This is a genomic window from Noviherbaspirillum suwonense (genome assembly GCF_900182955.1).
Taxonomy (GTDB): Bacteria; Pseudomonadota; Gammaproteobacteria; order Burkholderiales; family Burkholderiaceae_D; genus Noviherbaspirillum_A; species Noviherbaspirillum_A suwonense.
The window spans coordinates 436346-451206 of the sequence record NZ_FXUL01000001.1 but is presented as its reverse complement, the minus strand read 5'-3'; the positions used below and the strand labels follow the sequence as shown (position 1 = coordinate 451206).

At 61.9% G+C, this 14861-nt stretch carries 12 protein-coding genes; 7 read left to right on the top strand and 5 right to left on the bottom strand.

Annotation, left to right across the window (positions count from 1 at the left end; genetic code table 11):
• Positions 1-10 precede the first annotated feature (10 nt).
• The 4 genes from QOL82_RS02075 to QOL82_RS02060 are packed head-to-tail and all read left to right on the top strand — an operon-like array spanning position 11 to position 2257.
• Complete coding sequence (locus tag QOL82_RS02075) at positions 11-211, top strand: zinc-finger domain-containing protein (RefSeq protein ID WP_283440555.1); 201 nt, start codon at positions 11-13, stop codon at positions 209-211.
• A 2-nt stretch (positions 212-213) separates the two neighbouring features.
• Entirely contained in the window at positions 214-645 is a 432-nt protein-coding gene (locus QOL82_RS02070; protein WP_283440554.1) for a YybH family protein, read from the top strand.
• Positions 645-1610 carry a YheT family hydrolase gene (locus QOL82_RS02065; protein ID WP_283440553.1) on the top strand — a complete coding sequence of 322 codons (966 nt, stop codon included), beginning with the start codon at positions 645-647 and terminating at the stop codon, positions 1608-1610. Before QOL82_RS02070 ends, QOL82_RS02065 begins: the two co-directional genes overlap by 1 nt.
• Before the next feature lie 53 nt (positions 1611-1663).
• Positions 1664-2257 (top strand): DUF2946 family protein, encoded by a 594-nt coding sequence (locus tag QOL82_RS02060; protein WP_283440552.1) that lies wholly within the window; start codon positions 1664-1666, stop codon positions 2255-2257.
• A gap of 95 nt (positions 2258-2352) precedes the next feature.
• On the opposite strand, the gene QOL82_RS02055 is transcribed toward QOL82_RS02060, so the two are convergent.
• Positions 2353-3852, bottom strand: a complete 1500-nt coding sequence (locus QOL82_RS02055; protein ID WP_283440551.1) for a beta-barrel assembly-enhancing protease — start codon at positions 3850-3852, stop codon at positions 2353-2355.
• A gap of 419 nt (positions 3853-4271) precedes the next feature.
• On the opposite strand from QOL82_RS02055, the gene QOL82_RS02050 reads away from it, so the two are divergent.
• Together QOL82_RS02050 and moaC are read left to right on the top strand one after the other, a co-directional pair.
• On the top strand, positions 4272-8192 hold the full coding sequence (locus tag QOL82_RS02050; RefSeq protein WP_283440550.1) for a VCBS domain-containing protein: 3921 nt from the start codon (positions 4272-4274) through the stop codon (positions 8190-8192).
• 307 nt (positions 8193-8499) lie between these two features.
• The gene (gene moaC / locus QOL82_RS02045; protein WP_283440549.1) at positions 8500-9006 is read left to right on the top strand and encodes a cyclic pyranopterin monophosphate synthase MoaC; all 507 of its coding nucleotides are present in this window, start codon (positions 8500-8502) and stop codon (positions 9004-9006) included.
• Between the two features lie 253 nt (positions 9007-9259).
• Here the strand turns inward: moaC and QOL82_RS02040 are convergent, their stop codons facing one another.
• The 3 genes from QOL82_RS02040 to QOL82_RS02030 form a co-directional block, all read right to left on the bottom strand.
• On the bottom strand, positions 9260-10309 hold the full coding sequence (locus tag QOL82_RS02040) for an alpha/beta hydrolase (protein WP_283440548.1): 1050 nt from the start codon (positions 10307-10309) through the stop codon (positions 9260-9262).
• 357 nt (positions 10310-10666) lie between these two features.
• Positions 10667-11833, bottom strand: a complete 1167-nt coding sequence (locus tag QOL82_RS02035) for a GGDEF domain-containing protein (RefSeq protein WP_283440547.1) — start codon at positions 11831-11833, stop codon at positions 10667-10669.
• Positions 11834-12252: 419 nt separating this feature from the next.
• Positions 12253-12711, bottom strand: coding sequence for a putative periplasmic lipoprotein (locus QOL82_RS02030; RefSeq protein WP_283440546.1), 459 nt, complete (start codon positions 12709-12711; stop codon positions 12253-12255).
• Between the two features lie 446 nt (positions 12712-13157).
• On the opposite strand from QOL82_RS02030, the gene QOL82_RS02025 reads away from it, so the two are divergent.
• The gene (locus QOL82_RS02025) at positions 13158-14144 is read left to right on the top strand and encodes an acyltransferase family protein (protein ID WP_283440545.1); all 987 of its coding nucleotides are present in this window, start codon (positions 13158-13160) and stop codon (positions 14142-14144) included.
• 20 nt (positions 14145-14164) lie between these two features.
• On the opposite strand, the gene QOL82_RS02020 is transcribed toward QOL82_RS02025, so the two are convergent.
• On the bottom strand, positions 14165-14860 hold the full coding sequence (locus tag QOL82_RS02020; RefSeq protein ID WP_283440544.1) for a molybdate ABC transporter substrate-binding protein: 696 nt from the start codon (positions 14858-14860) through the stop codon (positions 14165-14167).
• Between the last annotated feature and the right edge of the window lies 1 nt (position 14861).

The following is a 14861-nucleotide window of genomic DNA, read 5'->3' as shown; positions in this document are numbered from 1 at the left end:
AATGCAAGCAATGAGCGATAACAATCAGAAAATGAGTTACGTGGAGCTGGACGGCAAGGACCTGCCTGCTTTCTGTCCCAACCCGACGATGCCGATCTGGTCGTCCCATCCCAGGGTCTTCATCGACCTCGGCAACCACGGCGAGGGCAAGTGCCCTTACTGCGGCACGGTGTATCGCCTGAAACCCGGCGCGGTGCATACGGGCCACTAGGCATGGCAAAGTCGAGCAAGAGCATGGGCACCGCGGTCGATGCGGAGGCGGCGTTCTACGACGCCATCGCCCGCGCCGACATCAATGCATTGATGGCGCTGTGGGCGGAGGATGACGAGATCGTCTGCGTCCATCCGGGCGGCGGAAGGCTGGCCGGCCATGCCGAGATCCGCGCGTCCTGGGAACAGATCTTCGAGCGCGGCGGCGTCCACATCGGCGTGTCGCGCCTGCACGAGACCCACAACATGATGACCGCGGTCCACAGCATCGTCGAGGAAGTGCACCGGGGCGAAAACCGCCAGCCCGACCTGCATGTCATCGCCACCAACGTGTTCCTCAAGACCGCGCAGGGCTGGCGCATCGTGATCCACCATGCGTCGGTCGCGCCCGGTCCGGCGCCGTCGCACCAGCCTCCGGGAACCGTGCTGCACTGATGGACTACCGCGCACCGCGGTGGCTGCCCGGCGGCCACCTGCAAACCATCTACCCCGCCACCATGATCGCCAAGCCCGCCGTCGCCATGCGGCGCGAGCGCTGGCCGACGCCGGACGGGGACTTCATCGACATCGACTTCCTCGACGGCGCGCCCGGCAAGCCGCTGGTGGTGCTGTTCCACGGCCTCGAAGGCTCGTCCGACAGCCACTATGCGCGCGAGCTGATGGCGCATGCGAAGGCGCTGGGCTGGTCCGGCGCGATCCCGCATTTCCGCGGCTGCTCCGGCGAGATCAACCTCGGACCGCGCTTCTATCATTCCGGCGACGCCGAGGAAGTGGGCTGGATCATGCAGCGCATGAAGACATCGCCGGCGCGGCTGGCCGCCGGCAGGCTGCACGCGGTCGGCGTTTCGCTGGGCGGCAATGCGCTGCTGCGCTGGCTGGGCGAATCGCAGCATGCGGCGGATTTCATCGATGCGGCCGTCGCCGTTTCGGCCCCGCTGGACCTGGCCGGCGGCGGCGCGGCGCTGTCGTCCGGACTGAACATGATCTACACCCGCGTCTTCCTGAAGACGCTGAAGCCGAAATGCCTGCTGAAGCTGGACCAGTTCCCCGACCTGTTCGACCGCGACCGGATGCTGGCCGCGCGCAACCTTCACGAGTTCGACAACGTGGTCACCGCGCCGCTGCACGGCTACCGCGACGCCGACGACTACTGGGACCGCGCCAGCGCCCGCCATGTGCTGGGCGACATCACGGTGCCGACGCTGGTGCTCAATGCGCAGAACGATCCCTTCCTGCCGGCGCGCCACCTGCCGCAGAAGGCCGCGCCCTTCGTCACGCTGGAATACCCGGCGGAGGGCGGCCATGTCGGTTTTGCCACCGGCGCCGCGCCCGGCGCCAACACCTGGTTGCCGCGCCGCATCGTGCGCTTCCTCGAAGGTGACGGCACGCAAGCCGCCTGAGCGCGGACGGCGCTAGTATTGGACGCATCTTTCAATTCGACGAGGCAGCGATCATGGATGACAGCGTCCGACAGGCCATGGCCAAATGGCCCAATGTTCCGCACTGCTACGGCTGGCTGGCGCTCGACGCGCGCGGCGGCTGGCGCATGCGCGACGAAGCCGCGCAGCAGGCCGGCCAGGCCGGCGACCGCATCGCCAACGCAACGCTGCTGGGCTTCATCAACCGCAACTACGCCTGCGACGACGGCGGCCGCTGGTACTTCCAGAACGGGCCGCAGCGGGTCTACGTGGACCTCGAGGCGACGCCCTACATCGCCCGCACCGACCCCGCCCAGGGCTTCCTGCTGCAAACCGGCGACACGCTGGCGCAGGTAGACCAGGTCTACATGACCGAGCGCGGCCAGCTGATCCTGGAAGGCGGCGGCAAGCTCGCGCAGCTCGACGACCGCGACCTCGCGCAATGCACCGGCGCGCTGTCGGTCGGCGGCGCGGCAGCGTCGGACGAAAGGCTGATGGCATGGCTGGAGGAATCGGCCCCGGCGCCGATGACGATGCAGCACGGAGGCCGCGCGCTGCCGGTGCAGCGGATAGACAGCGCCGGGCTGGCGGAGCGCTTCGGCTTCGTGCTGCAGCCGCGCGGGGAGTAAGGCTGCCGGGCCGGAATGTGCCCAGCCGCGTCCGGCGGATTCTGCCGGCCGGCTGGCGCAGCGCCCCGCCGCCGGCTCCGCCCGGCGAACCGCGCCTACTTCCGCGCTTCCCTGCTTTCCTTTAATTCCTCGCGCCGCCGTTCCTGGAATTCCCGCTCGCGGGCATCGATGATGGACTGGTCGTAGAACGACGCATCCGGCGCCTTGCGCGCAATCCCCAGCTGGTCCAGCGCCGCCGGCAGCGCGCCATTGAGCGCATAGGCCTCGGCCAGCGCCATGTGCTGCAGCGCCTGCTTGCCCTGCGCGGCATAGGCGCTGGCCAGGTGCTGCTGCACCTCGACATCCGAGCGGTAGAGCTGCGACTGGTCGCGCAGGAAACGCACCGCCTCGTCGCTCTTGCCGGACGCGGTCAGCGCGTCCGCATACTGCATTGCGAAGCCGCGCGACAACGGATACGCGGTGCGCGCAGCCTGCGCCTCCTTCAGCGCCAGCGCCGGCTGCCCGGCCGCCAGCCGCGCCTCGATCCCCAGCGCGGCCAGCGGCGCGCTGTTCTTCAGCGCGGCGGTGCGGGCCTCCTCCAGCAGCGCCTGCGCCTGCTCGTTCTTTCCCTGCTTCAGCGCGATGAAGGCCAGCCCGTACTTGGCGGCGGCGGTCTGCACCCGGCTCTTCTGCTGCAGCTGGCTCTCGAACAGCGCAGCCGCCTCGCGCAGCCCCTGCGCCGACGGGTCCTGCAGCACCCGCACCCGCGCCCGGATCAACTGGAACTCGATGCTGTCCGCCCGCTGCCGGTACCGCTGGTCGCGGATGCGGGCCTGGATATCGGCGATCCGCTCGGTCGTCAGCGGATGCGACTGCAGGTAGGCCGGCGCGTTTTCGCTGTAGGCGCGGGTCGCCGTCTGCAGCCTGCCGAAAAAGGCCACCATGCCCGACGTGTCGAAGCCGCCCTCGCCCAGGATCTGCAGGCCGACGCGATCGGCCTCGCGCTCGGCGTCGCGGCTGAAGTTGAGCTGGCGCTGCATCGCATAGCCCTGCCCGCCCATCATCGTCGCCATCCCGAGGTCGGGGCTGCTGCGGGCGGCCAGCGCGCCCAGCACCATGGCCGCCAGCGGGATCAGCATGTCCTGCTTCTGGCTGCCCAGCATGCGGGCAATGTGCCGCTGCGACACGTGGCCGATTTCATGCGCCAGCACCGAGGCCAGTTCGGACTCGCTCTGCGCGGCCAGCATCAGGCCGGAGTAGACGCCGATGAAGCCGCCGGGCAGCGCGAACGCGTTCAGCGCCGGGTCGCGCACCGCGAAGAAGAGGAAGTCGAAGCCGGCCTCGCCGCGCACCTCGGGCCGCGCCTCCACCAGGCTGTTGCCGAAACCGTTCAGGTATTCCAGCGTCGGCGCGTCGTTCAGGTAATCGTTGTCGCGCCGGATGTCGCGCATGATCTGTTCGCCCAGCTTGCGCTCCATCAGCGGCGACAGGTCCTCGCGTTCGCTGCCGCCGAGGTTGGGCAGGTTCTGCGCCGTTGCCAGCTGGGGCGCCAGCACGGACTGGCTGGCTAGACATGCCGCCACTGCGGCGGCCAGGAAAAGTCTACGGAATCGCATGGCTGATCGGGTACGAAGGCAAGTTCAAGGCGCCATGATACCTGTCGCCGGCCAACGGGTGCCGACCATGCATTCGTCAAGTCGATATCGGTGCAGGCACATCAGCGCATGCCTGAAGCCGCCGGGCAGACAGTCAGGATGCGGTGTCAGACGGGCAGCGCCGAAACAGCATGGCATCGAGGGCAGCTATCGATATTTACCTCTTGCCCCGCGCTACTTCTTGTATTTTTTATTTTTCCACTTATAGTTAAGCGGCCAGCATTGAACCGGTCTGGCATCGACAGGCCCGAACAGCACCAGGCAAGGCAAAAAATCGTCAGTAAAGCTGGCGTCGCTTGCGGCTGCGTGCTGTTCCAAGGCCCTTATAAAGCGCATGTCCTTTCAAACGCCACTCGCCTCGACGACACCAGGAGTTATCCATGGCAATCTACAACGGCACACCCGGCAACGATGTTTATCCGGGTTCATCAGGCAATAACTCGGGCAACGACACGATTCTCGGCAACACGGGAAACGATACGTTGAACGGTGGCGCCGGCAACGACTTTTTATATGGCGGACTGGGTGATGACAAACTTGACGGCGGATCCGGCAACGATCTGCTCGATGGCGGCGCCGGCAATGACAGGCTTGAAGGCGGCGCCGGCCATGACCTGCTCAACGGCGGCGCCGGAAGCGACATCCTGAGTTATGGCATGGCCGAAAATGCTGGCTACCGGGATGGCTATAGTGGCGGCTTCGGGACGGACACGCTCCAGCTCGGCTTTACTTATGCACAATGGCTCACGCCCGGCGTGCAGGCCGATGTCGCCCAATACCTGGCATTCCTCGCTGGAACGAAAGCCCAATCATCATTGTTCGAGTTCAAGGCATTCGGCCTGACCACCTTCGGGATGGAAAACCTGACAGTGACCGTGGACGGGATCGCGCTCGATCCGAGGAACGATCCGGTCACATTGACGGCAGATACGATTGCCTGCAGCGAAGATGCGCCAAGCACCGCGTTCAATGTGCTGGCCAATGACAGCGTGCCCGATCTCGCTAGAAGCATCACATTCACGCAGCCGCCGGCAGGCGCCGATGGCACGCGACACGGCACAGTGGCCCTGGCGAATCTCGATCTGACGCATCCCGCAACCGGACAGGCAGCGCAGTTCGTTTATACGCCCAACGATATTTATCAGGGACTCGGCGCCGGCCAGACCGCCCAGGATACGTTCACCTACACCGTGACGGATGCGAATGGCGATGTAAAAACTGCCACCGTGACAATCAACATCACCGGCGCCAATGATGCTGCCGTCATCAACGGCCAACGTAGCGGAGACGTGACGGAAGCCGGCGGCGTGGCCAATGGCACGGCCGGCTCGCCCACTGCAACCGGCCTGCTGACGGCCACGGACCCGGACAACCCGGCGAACACGTTCACGGCGACGGCTGCAGGCCAGGCAAGCACGGGCGGCTACGGCTCTTACGCAATGACCGCTAGCGGCACATGGACCTATACACTGGACGACACCGACAGCACAGTGCAAGCGCTCAGCGCGACCGGGACCTTGCAGGACAGCTTTCAGGTCACGACGGCCGACGGCACGGCGCAAACGATCACGATCGGCATCAAGGGCGCAAACGATGCGCCAACCGTGGGCGCGGCGCTTGTCTCGGCCGCGCGCGAAGACGCGGAATCCTATGACATCGACTTGCTCGCCGGGGCAAGCGATGTCGACAATGACATCAGCACCCTGAGCATATCGAACGTCACCTACAGCGTCGACGGCGGCGCTGCGCCGGCGACCGCGCCGAGTGGCCTGAGCCTGTCCGGACGGACACTGACAGTCGACCCGGGCAATGACGCGTTCGACCATCTGGCAGGTCAGACCAATCGGAAAGAAGCGCAGACCAGCACCATACGCGTCGATTACCAGGTCGACGACGGCAACGGCGGTACATCGGTCCAGTCCGAAACGGTCACCATCAGCGGCGTCAACGATTACGCCATCGTCGATGGCAGCTTGACTGGCGAAGTGACGGAAGCGGGCGGCGTCGACAACGGCACGCCTGGCTCGCCCACAGCGACCGGCGTAGTGACGGCGGCAGACGTGGATAATGCGGCCAATACCTTCATGGACGCGACTCCGGGCCAGCCCAGCCGGGGTGGCTATGGCACTTATGCAATAAGCGCTGACGGCAAGTGGACTTACACCCTCACCAACCACAACGGCACCGTACAAAAGCTCAACACGACCGAGACCTTGCAGGACACCTTTCAGGTCACGACGGAAGATGGCACCGAGGAGACGATTAGGATCAGTATCAACGGCGCAAACGATGCGCCTGTCGTTACGTCGGCCAGCGCCACGGTATCGGAAGATGGCCCGGCATTGACGGGACGCCTCGATGGCAGCGATGTCGATGCCGGCGCAAGCCTGACCTTCGCCAGTACCGGCATCCTGGTGACGGCGTTGAACATCGACCCGGATGGCGCCTATCGCTTCGATCCGAAAAACGCAGCGTTTCAGCATTTATCGCAGGGCAGCAGCGTGGACCTGCTACAGAATTTTTCCGTAAGCGACGGCGTGAGCTCGACCAACGGGACGATGCAAATTACCGTCAATGGCGTCAACGACACGCCGGTTGCGACAAACGATGCCTTGACAGCCACCCGGGGCGCGCCGGCTATCTACACCGCCCTGCAACTGCTGGGAAACGATACCGATGCAGACGACGGCGATGCCGCCCTGTTGAAAATATCCAGCGTGACCGATGGCGCCGGCGGCACTGCCGTGCTCAATACCGACGGCACCGTCACCTTTACGCCGTCAACCAGCGGCGCAGCCAGTTTCAGCTACGTGGCGCAAGATACGAAAGGCGCGAGCAGCAATGCAGCGACGGCGACTGTGACGGTCGCAGCGTCGACCGCCGTCGACATTCTTCTCTGTGGCGCGGATGTGATCAACGGCACATTCTCACCCACCGGCGCTGCGGCTGATAACGTCGTGCTGGCAGATGGGGGAAGCATGCTTATAAACAGCGTGGACTACACCGTGACATTACCCGACAAGCCGGCTTACAGCAGCGAGAACGGTTCCGCTGGCGGTGACGGTACTGCCACTGTCGCCGGCGCCAGCCCGACCTCTGCTACCGCTTTTAACGAACGCATTGCGTATCAGGATGCCAGTCCGCATCTCGTTCTCGGCGCGGCGCTTATTGCCGTTGGCAACGGCGGCCAGGGAGGGGCCGCGGGTCCCTACACTGCAGGCGTGGACGGCGGGACAACGCCGGCGGGCGGCAACGGCGCCAATGGCGAAACCATCGATTACACCGTGGCCGAAACCGGATCGGGAAGTGTCCTGCTGTTCGGCGGCGATCAGGCAGATGCAGGAGATGGCGGCAATGGCGGAAACGGCGCGGCGGGAAATTACACGGTTACGCCGGGCACCAGTCGTTTTTTTGCTTCGCAATTCGGGCAGGATGGCGGAGATGGCGGGAGTGGCGGCTCTGGCGGCTCGATTAATTACAAGATAGAGACCGGCTTTGCCAGGGACATCATCCTGCAGGGCGATATCGGTGCTGGTGGAATCGATGGACAGGATGGCCTGGGAGGCGCAGCAAACCCGAATGCCAGCGGGTTTATCAATGGAACGCCCCTTGGACGAATCACGCATCCTGGATCGGGTGGACCTGGCGGGCACGGAGGAACAGCGCACTACGACATCAATGCCGGCGATGGAAACAATACCATCGTTGCCGGCAAGGCCGGCCTGTTCAATGACGGCGGGTCGTACAGCGCCTTGACCGGCGGCGCCGGCGACGATACCTTCTATTTCGACAAGAGCTTTACCGGCACCAGCGCCACTGCACGGCTGACGCAGTTCACCGTGACGGGCAGTATCGGCAACGACACCCTGGTGATTAAAGACCTGTACCAGGACGCGGCAGCCGGCAAGCTGCACGATATTGCGTTCGACGGCGGCGCCGGCTCCGACACCATAAAAATCACGGGCATGACGGACCTGGACCTGGGGCGCTTTCTCGTCAGCGAAAACGCATCCAGTGGAAAGACGTCCTATGCCAATGTCGATGCCTTCGACTTCGCCAACGGCGCGGCCGATATCTTCCGCCTGACCCCGAGTGCCGGCATTGCCTTTACCTCTGGCGACCTGTTATTCCTGAAAGCCGATGCAAACGACCAGGTCTTCGTTGCAGACGACGGTTTTAGCCGGACCAAGGTGGATAGCCTTACCGTCCTCGGCGTCAGCTACGATCATTATCACTACGAGGGGATCGGGGCGACACAATTCAATCTTTATGTTTCAGGTGCTCAACCGCTCTTTTCGTAAGCGCGTCGCCCCGTCTGGCGATGCGATGCAGCGCCGGCGTCCGCCCTCCGAACGAAAATGATGCACGGCGCTCCAGGCATGCGCATCCGCGAGCCAGTCCGCATGCAAGTCCATGCAGAAGACCCTTATCGGCACGCAGCGCCTGCCGGCGCTGCCGGTTTTGCGCAGGATTGCATTCGGTGCTTATCCCTGATCCGTGCGCGATCGGGCGGGCGTGACGGCGAGGACACGGTGCTATGATCCCTGCTGCCAGACCATGTGCCAGCAGCGCGGCATTTCCCATTCATCCAGCCACCTTCTTCCGTTCATGAGCACAGACCAGCAGCCAGACACCCCGTCCTCTCTCACGCATTTCGACGCATCCGGCCAGGCGCACATGGTCGACGTCGGCGCCAAGGCCGACACCCATCGCATCGCCATTGCATCGGGCGTGATCCGGATGAAGCCGGAGACCCTGGCCCAGATCCTGTCCGGCACCGCAAAGAAAGGCGACGTGCTGGGCATCGCGCGCATCGCCGCCATCATGGCGTCCAAGCGCACCAGCGACCTGATTCCCCTGTGCCATCCGCTGGCGCTGACCCGCGTCACCGTGGACCTGGAGCCGGACGCTGCGCTGAACCAGGTGACCTGCACCGCGCGGGTGGAGACGAGCGGCAAGACCGGCGTGGAGATGGAAGCGCTGACCGCGGTGCAGGTCGGCCTCTTGACCATTTACGACATGTGCAAGGCGGTGGACCGCGGGATGGTGATGACGGATGTGAAGGTGCTGGAGAAGCATGGCGGGAAGTCGGGGGACTGGGTAGCGGGTTCCTGAGCGGACGGTTCATCGTCGTTCATGGCAATCGCTTTCATCCTTCCGGCCATGTTTCAGAGACCTGGCCGGCGGAAAAACCGTCGAACCCGAGGCACTGGCCGCGGTGTCCCGATACCGCAGCTTCATCATGCTGAATCACTGGTGCCCTCTTCCTGCCGCAGGAGCGGCAGGAAGAGCGTCAGAACGCCTTACCTGTCAGATAGCAAGGAACATCGGCACGGCGATGTCCTTCCTGCAGGATAGGGCAAGCCGTTCACTTTCCAGGTTTGATGTCTTCATCCAGAAATTGCTGCACTGCCTGGAACAGCTGCATGCGATTCTTTTCCATGATCACGGTGTGCGTGCCTTCACCGATTTCTACATACCTTTTATAAGGCGCATTCGTCAGCCTGGCAAAGTACGCATGCAGCATGTAGCTGGGAAGATCGGCGTCCCATTCGGCATGCGCGAGAAATGTCGGCACGCGTATCATTCCGGGGTCATACAGTGGCTTGCCGACGGACCAGTAATCGCGCGAATCCTGCACCGTGCCATTGGGCGCGCGCAGCACCGGTGGCGTTTGCTTCGAGCCTTCCGGGTCCGTCGCCAATGTGGCTTGTGACCATTGCTCGAACCAGCCTTCCGGTATCAACGTTGCCTTCTTGTCTTCCGGCACGCCTTTCAACCAGCGTTCCTTCGCCGACGACATCGACACCGAACGGTATGCGCCAAGTTTTCCGCCGCTATCGGTCAGCGAAGCTTCGTTTCGAATCCATTGCGGTGCGTACAGCACCAGCTTATTCACCTTGTCATTATGCTGGGCGGTGTACCAACCCATCGTGCTGGTGCCCCAGGACCAGCCCAGGAGATTGAGCTTCGGCGACCCGGTTCGTTTGGTGATGAAGTCGACTGCGGATCCGACATCCCGGACGGCGGTCTCTGTCCGGACTATGGGCGAATTGTCTTCCGCGGGCTTGGACATCTCCGGCGGCCGCGTGGAGCGCCCATAGCCACGCAGGTCGACCAGGTACACGTCATACCCATGCTGGGCGATGTAATCCATCCATGACATGCCGTTCAAGGGCAAATCGAAAGCCGTTTCGGCCGGATAGGTCGATCCATGCACGAATAGGAGAATCTTGTCGGGACCGAATTTTTCCACGCCTTCCGGGCGCTTGTTCCGCACATATAACTGGATGCCCGATTCGTCGGCAGGCACCATGAATTCCTGCATCCTGATCTTTGCAGGTTCGGCTGCGACGGCGGAAGACCAGCTTGCGACGGCGAATGTCATGCCGCATAACAGCTTTGCAATATTTCTCATGTTGTCCCCTCATTATTGATGTTATTTGCCAACCCTCGGCAACGGTTCTAATGTACAAGAAAACCCGGCATCACCCCTGACAGCTGCCGAATCAGCTGCCTGAACAGTGGATTCATTGTCGAATTGCCGCTTGGCCGCCAATGCGGGACACGCCGTATCCTTATGACGATGGGTGTTGTCCCATCCCCATTCCACTGATCGATCATTTTTTCTGGCAGCGATGGCTCCCGGCCGTCGACGCATCGCGGCGAGAATGATCGGTGGGGTGAGTGGAGGTTGAAATTCCTGGCGGAGATTTGAAACGTGGCAATGCGGACATACGAGTTCGCCAGGCGGGCGCAACGGCATGAACCTGTTCTAGGCGGCCGTCGAAATCACGACATGTGATTCGTAACGGTTCTTTCCATTCCTCTTTGCACGATAAAGCGCCGCATCGGCCTGCGCCAATATGGCGCCTATGTCTTCGCCGCCCGGCTGGACGGTTGCCACGCCGATGCTGACTGTAAATGCAGTCGCACCCGCTTCGCCGGATCGCTGGCATATTGCACATATTCGCCCTGCGACTTCGTGGGCCTGCTTTTGGTCGGTCACCGGCAAAAGGGCCACGAATTCTTCGCCGCCATACCGGCCGAACAAGTCATGGCTCCGCAGGACTTGCCGGGTCCTGTTTACAAAATCAATCAGCACGCCATCGCCGCCCAGGTGGCCGAAACGATCATTGATCGATTTGAAGTCATCGAGATCGATGATCAATAGCGATACCTTGTCGCCGGACCGATGGCAGCGCGCCAGTTCCATGTTCGCCGAATCGAAAAATGCCGTCCGGGTAAACACACCGGTCAACCCATCGTGGAAGGCTGCCGCTTCCAGCCGCTGCTGCAAGCGGCGGTTGATCATCATAATGAAACCAAGGCTTAACGCCAGGATCGAAAATGAAGTTGTTGCGAGATACACGTAGTGGATGAATGACGTATTGGTCAAAGGCTGCAGCGTGTTTGGCGCAAGCAGGGTGACGCCGCATCGCACGGCCAATACTAAAGCCGTGGCAACGAATATGAACTGGGTAAAGTACTCGACGAAGCCTTTCGCCGACATCCGTGTAATTGCGAATGCCGATGCAAGGAAAAAACATGCATTCACCACGCTTACGATAACGATGCGAAATCGATAGTCGTCATGAACGAAGGTCGGCCACACCAGCAACGCTGCCATGGCAAGCACGGTGGCAGTTTCAAGTCGTTGACGATACGGCTGAGCGGTAAATTTACGTATGCTTCGGTGCATCAATGCGATGCCGGCTACAAAAAGGACATTCGCCAGATAACTGCCGAAGAAGATATTCAAATGCTGGCGTGAAGCGAACAGAGCTGAAGCAACCACAAGGACAATGCAAGCCGTTCCCCATTCGGTAATTCCCTCAATGTCGCGTGGAAAGCTACGCCGCAGGATAAAGCACAGGCAAGCACATAAAAAGCCAAGACAGGTCGTAACAATGATAAAAGAACGTGGATCGATTCCCAGCATGGCGTCCCTTCTCAATATTACATTTTTGCAATTAGCCCCCAAAAAGATTCTTTTTGGTAACTAATATAAATTATATAACATTGCTGCCCGCCCGCGACGACGAAATGATTTTCTTTTCCGGCTTCTTATAACCCTGGATAACAGACGGGTCCGCGATTCTTTTCCCTCGGCCTGCGCCTGCTTCTGCGTGCCAGCCGCAGGCCGAACAACTCCAGTTTTTCACGCACATCGCCGTATTTGCGATGCTTCCACATGGCCCCGCAATACCCATAAAGGCGCACCGCTGGCAAACAAGGACGGTGGAACGCAGCATCCGCCATCCGCCATCCACATTAGCTGCTCAGCTTTGTGCACATTAAAAAAGCGGGCCATCCGGCCCGCTTTTTCAGTCATCGATGTCGCCGCGCGACAATCCCGCTTTAGCGGTATCCGCGCTCGCTCGCATCATGCTCGATCCCGATCAGACCGGTGCTGGTCGAGAAGCCGCCGTTCGACGCGAACAGCAGGCGCCCGACGCCCTTGTAATGCAGCCAGGTTTCAACCGAACCCGAGCCCATGTAGAACGGGATGAAGGCCTTGCCGGTGATATGCGAGCCCTGGTCGGTCGGCTGGCCGGCGATGTCCATGGCCTCTTTCTGGCCCATGCCGATCTTCAGGCTCGAGAACCTGCTGTTGGCCGCAGGGGTACCCTGGATATAGCCGCTCCAGTCGTTGATTCCCTTGACTTCCCGCTTGCCCGCGGAGGACGCGGCAGTGGCAGGCTGGGCCTGGGCGGATGTCGCGGGCTGCGTGTTCGCGGCGCCGTTTTTTGCCAATGGGTTTTGTGCGCAGCCGGCGAGAAGAAGCGCTGCGATAAATAGGCCTGATTGGGTTTTCATGTGTCCCTTGTTCGAATTATTAGTGGTGGAAAAAGACCGGGCTGCCGCTGCCAGACGTTAGCAGCAAGGGCATGCCAGAGCGTTATAGATTTAATAAGCGCTCGCATTTAACCGCCCGAAAGATTATCTGTCAATCATTTCGCCGGACAGGCCCCTATGTATTCCGGCATGCATCGCAATAAGATTTCCAGCACACGGCACACTGCCTGGAATCGTCCCGGCTATCTCCCGCTTTCGTTGCAGGCACCCTGGCATCCCATAAACATGTGAGTCGCCAAACTTTACAAAAGGTAATGTCAGTTTCGCAAACCTGACGCCAAGCCATTGTTTTTATTTAAATTTATTTACTGGCATTAACATTGCTATACGGAAGCGTTTCAAGTTTTCTGGCTTAGGCATCAATGAATCAGGTTTGGATAGACAATGAAGTAAGAACGCGAATCGATATGCTGCGTTTCGCAATGATTTTCGGCATCGTGATTCTCCACACGCCGGAATACGTCAACATCGCCGACATCGGTTCCGGCTGGTTCGACCTCACCAAGGCATTCTTCCAGAGCGCGGTGTTCCGCTGCACCGTGCCTGTGCTGACCTGCGTATCGGGTTACCTGCTTTTCGGCTCCGGGCTGGACACCAGCGCGAGCAAGCTCGCTTCCAAGAAGTTCAGGACGCTGCTCGTGCCTTTTTTCACTTGCAATACCTTGCTGGCCGTTGCCCTGTTTTTGATGCAGTCGCATTACAGGGTGCCGGTCTCCTACCAGTTGTATCCATTCAATCCCGGCACGATGCTGGACGCCGCCTTCGGCTTCACCAAGGGGCCGGTCAACTACCCGTTGAACTTCGTGCGCGACCTGCTGGCGTTGATGCTGCTGGCGCCCTTCCTCGGATGGCTGCTGCGCCGCGCGGCGCTGGCTGGCTTTTTCCTCACTGTCGTGCTGTTCTGGTTTAACGTCGAGGGCGACCTGGTGCTGCGCAACGAGATGGCCATCATGTTCTATATCGGCGGCATGGCGGCGGTGCAGCGATGGGACATCAAGCGGCTCGACAAATATGCCGGCCTGTGCCTGATCGTTTTCCTGGCGATCTGCACGAGCATCGTCATCTTCAGGATAGGAAACACCACTTACCTGCGCTTCGTCGCGCCCTTCCTGCTATGGCCCACGACGAGCCTGCTGGTCGATACGAAGGCCGGCAGGTGGCTGGCAGCGCGGGCGAAGCACAGCTTCTTCATATTCCTGCTGCATGCGCCGGTGCTGATCCTGACCTACGCACTGTACAAGCGCGTCGACCAGTCCATTCCGTATGAGGCGTACTGGTTCGCCGCTCCCTTGATGACGACCTGGGGGCTGATGGCGCTGCACCGGTTCTGCAGGAAGTCGAGGCCGCTGCGCTTCAGCTGGATATTCGGCGTCAGCGTGGCGAAGCCGATCTGAGGCGTCGCCACGCGGGGGTTCTATAACTCGAATCCACCCTGTTCGCGCAGGGCCTTCGATGTCTCGCCGGACAGCGCCGCAATGAGCCGCCGCGCCAGCTCGGGCTGGTCCGCGCGGGTCGACAGCGCCGCGGTATAGACGGTGGCCAGTTCGAACTCGACCGGCAGCGGCGCCACCAGGCTCACGCCCGGCGTGTACAGGATCTCGGTGACCTGGGTGCAGCCCAGCAGGCCGGGCTCGTCGGCCTGCGCCATCTGCGCCATCGCGGTGGCGCCGTTTGGAAACGGCCGCAGCGCCGCTTCGATGTCGGAAAAGATGCCGAGCTTCTTCACCACGTTGATGAAGTGGATGCCGGCGGTGGCTTTCTGCGGGTCCGGGAAGTAAATGCCGCGGGCCGCCAGCAGCGCCGCGCGCAGGCCGTCCGCGCTGGACACATCCGGCTGCGCTTCGCCGGCCTTCACCGCGACGCCGGTCTTCACGCGGCCCAGCGCGGCGGCGCTGCCCGACTCGACGCGGCCGCTCTGCTCCAGCTCGTCGATCAATGCCTGCGTCAGGATCAGCACGTCGCATGGCGCGCCGCCCAGCAGCTTTTCCTTCATCATGCCGACCGCGCCGAACGTCGCCTGCAGCCGGGCGCCGGTCTCGTCCAGGAAGGACTGCTCCAGTCCCCTGACAACGCCCTGCGCCGCGCCGCCGCTCAGAATATGCACTTCCATG

What these genes read in the sequence shown, in the direction of transcription:
- QOL82_RS02020 (WP_283440544.1), bottom strand. Translation starts at nt 14,860, where the DNA reads ATGGAAGTGCATATTCTGAGCGGCGGCGCGGCGCAGGGCGTTGTCAGG.
- QOL82_RS02030 (WP_283440546.1), bottom strand. Translation starts at nt 12,711, where the DNA reads ATGAAAACCCAATCAGGCCTATTTATCGCAGCGCTTCTTCTCGCCGGC.
- QOL82_RS02050 (WP_283440550.1), top strand. Translation starts at nt 4,272, where the DNA reads ATGGCAATCTACAACGGCACACCCGGCAACGATGTTTATCCGGGTTCA.
- QOL82_RS02060 (WP_283440552.1), top strand. Translation starts at nt 1,664, where the DNA reads ATGGATGACAGCGTCCGACAGGCCATGGCCAAATGGCCCAATGTTCCG.
- QOL82_RS02025 (WP_283440545.1), top strand. Translation starts at nt 13,158, where the DNA reads ATGCTGCGTTTCGCAATGATTTTCGGCATCGTGATTCTCCACACGCCG.
- QOL82_RS02065 (WP_283440553.1), top strand. Translation starts at nt 645, where the DNA reads ATGGACTACCGCGCACCGCGGTGGCTGCCCGGCGGCCACCTGCAAACC.
- QOL82_RS02070 (WP_283440554.1), top strand. Translation starts at nt 214, where the DNA reads ATGGCAAAGTCGAGCAAGAGCATGGGCACCGCGGTCGATGCGGAGGCG.
- QOL82_RS02075 (WP_283440555.1), top strand. Translation starts at nt 11, where the DNA reads ATGAGCGATAACAATCAGAAAATGAGTTACGTGGAGCTGGACGGCAAG.
- QOL82_RS02040 (WP_283440548.1), bottom strand. Translation starts at nt 10,309, where the DNA reads ATGAGAAATATTGCAAAGCTGTTATGCGGCATGACATTCGCCGTCGCA.
- QOL82_RS02035 (WP_283440547.1), bottom strand. Translation starts at nt 11,833, where the DNA reads ATGCTGGGAATCGATCCACGTTCTTTTATCATTGTTACGACCTGTCTT.
- QOL82_RS02055 (WP_283440551.1), bottom strand. Translation starts at nt 3,852, where the DNA reads ATGCGATTCCGTAGACTTTTCCTGGCCGCCGCAGTGGCGGCATGTCTA.
- moaC (WP_283440549.1), top strand. Translation starts at nt 8,500, where the DNA reads ATGAGCACAGACCAGCAGCCAGACACCCCGTCCTCTCTCACGCATTTC.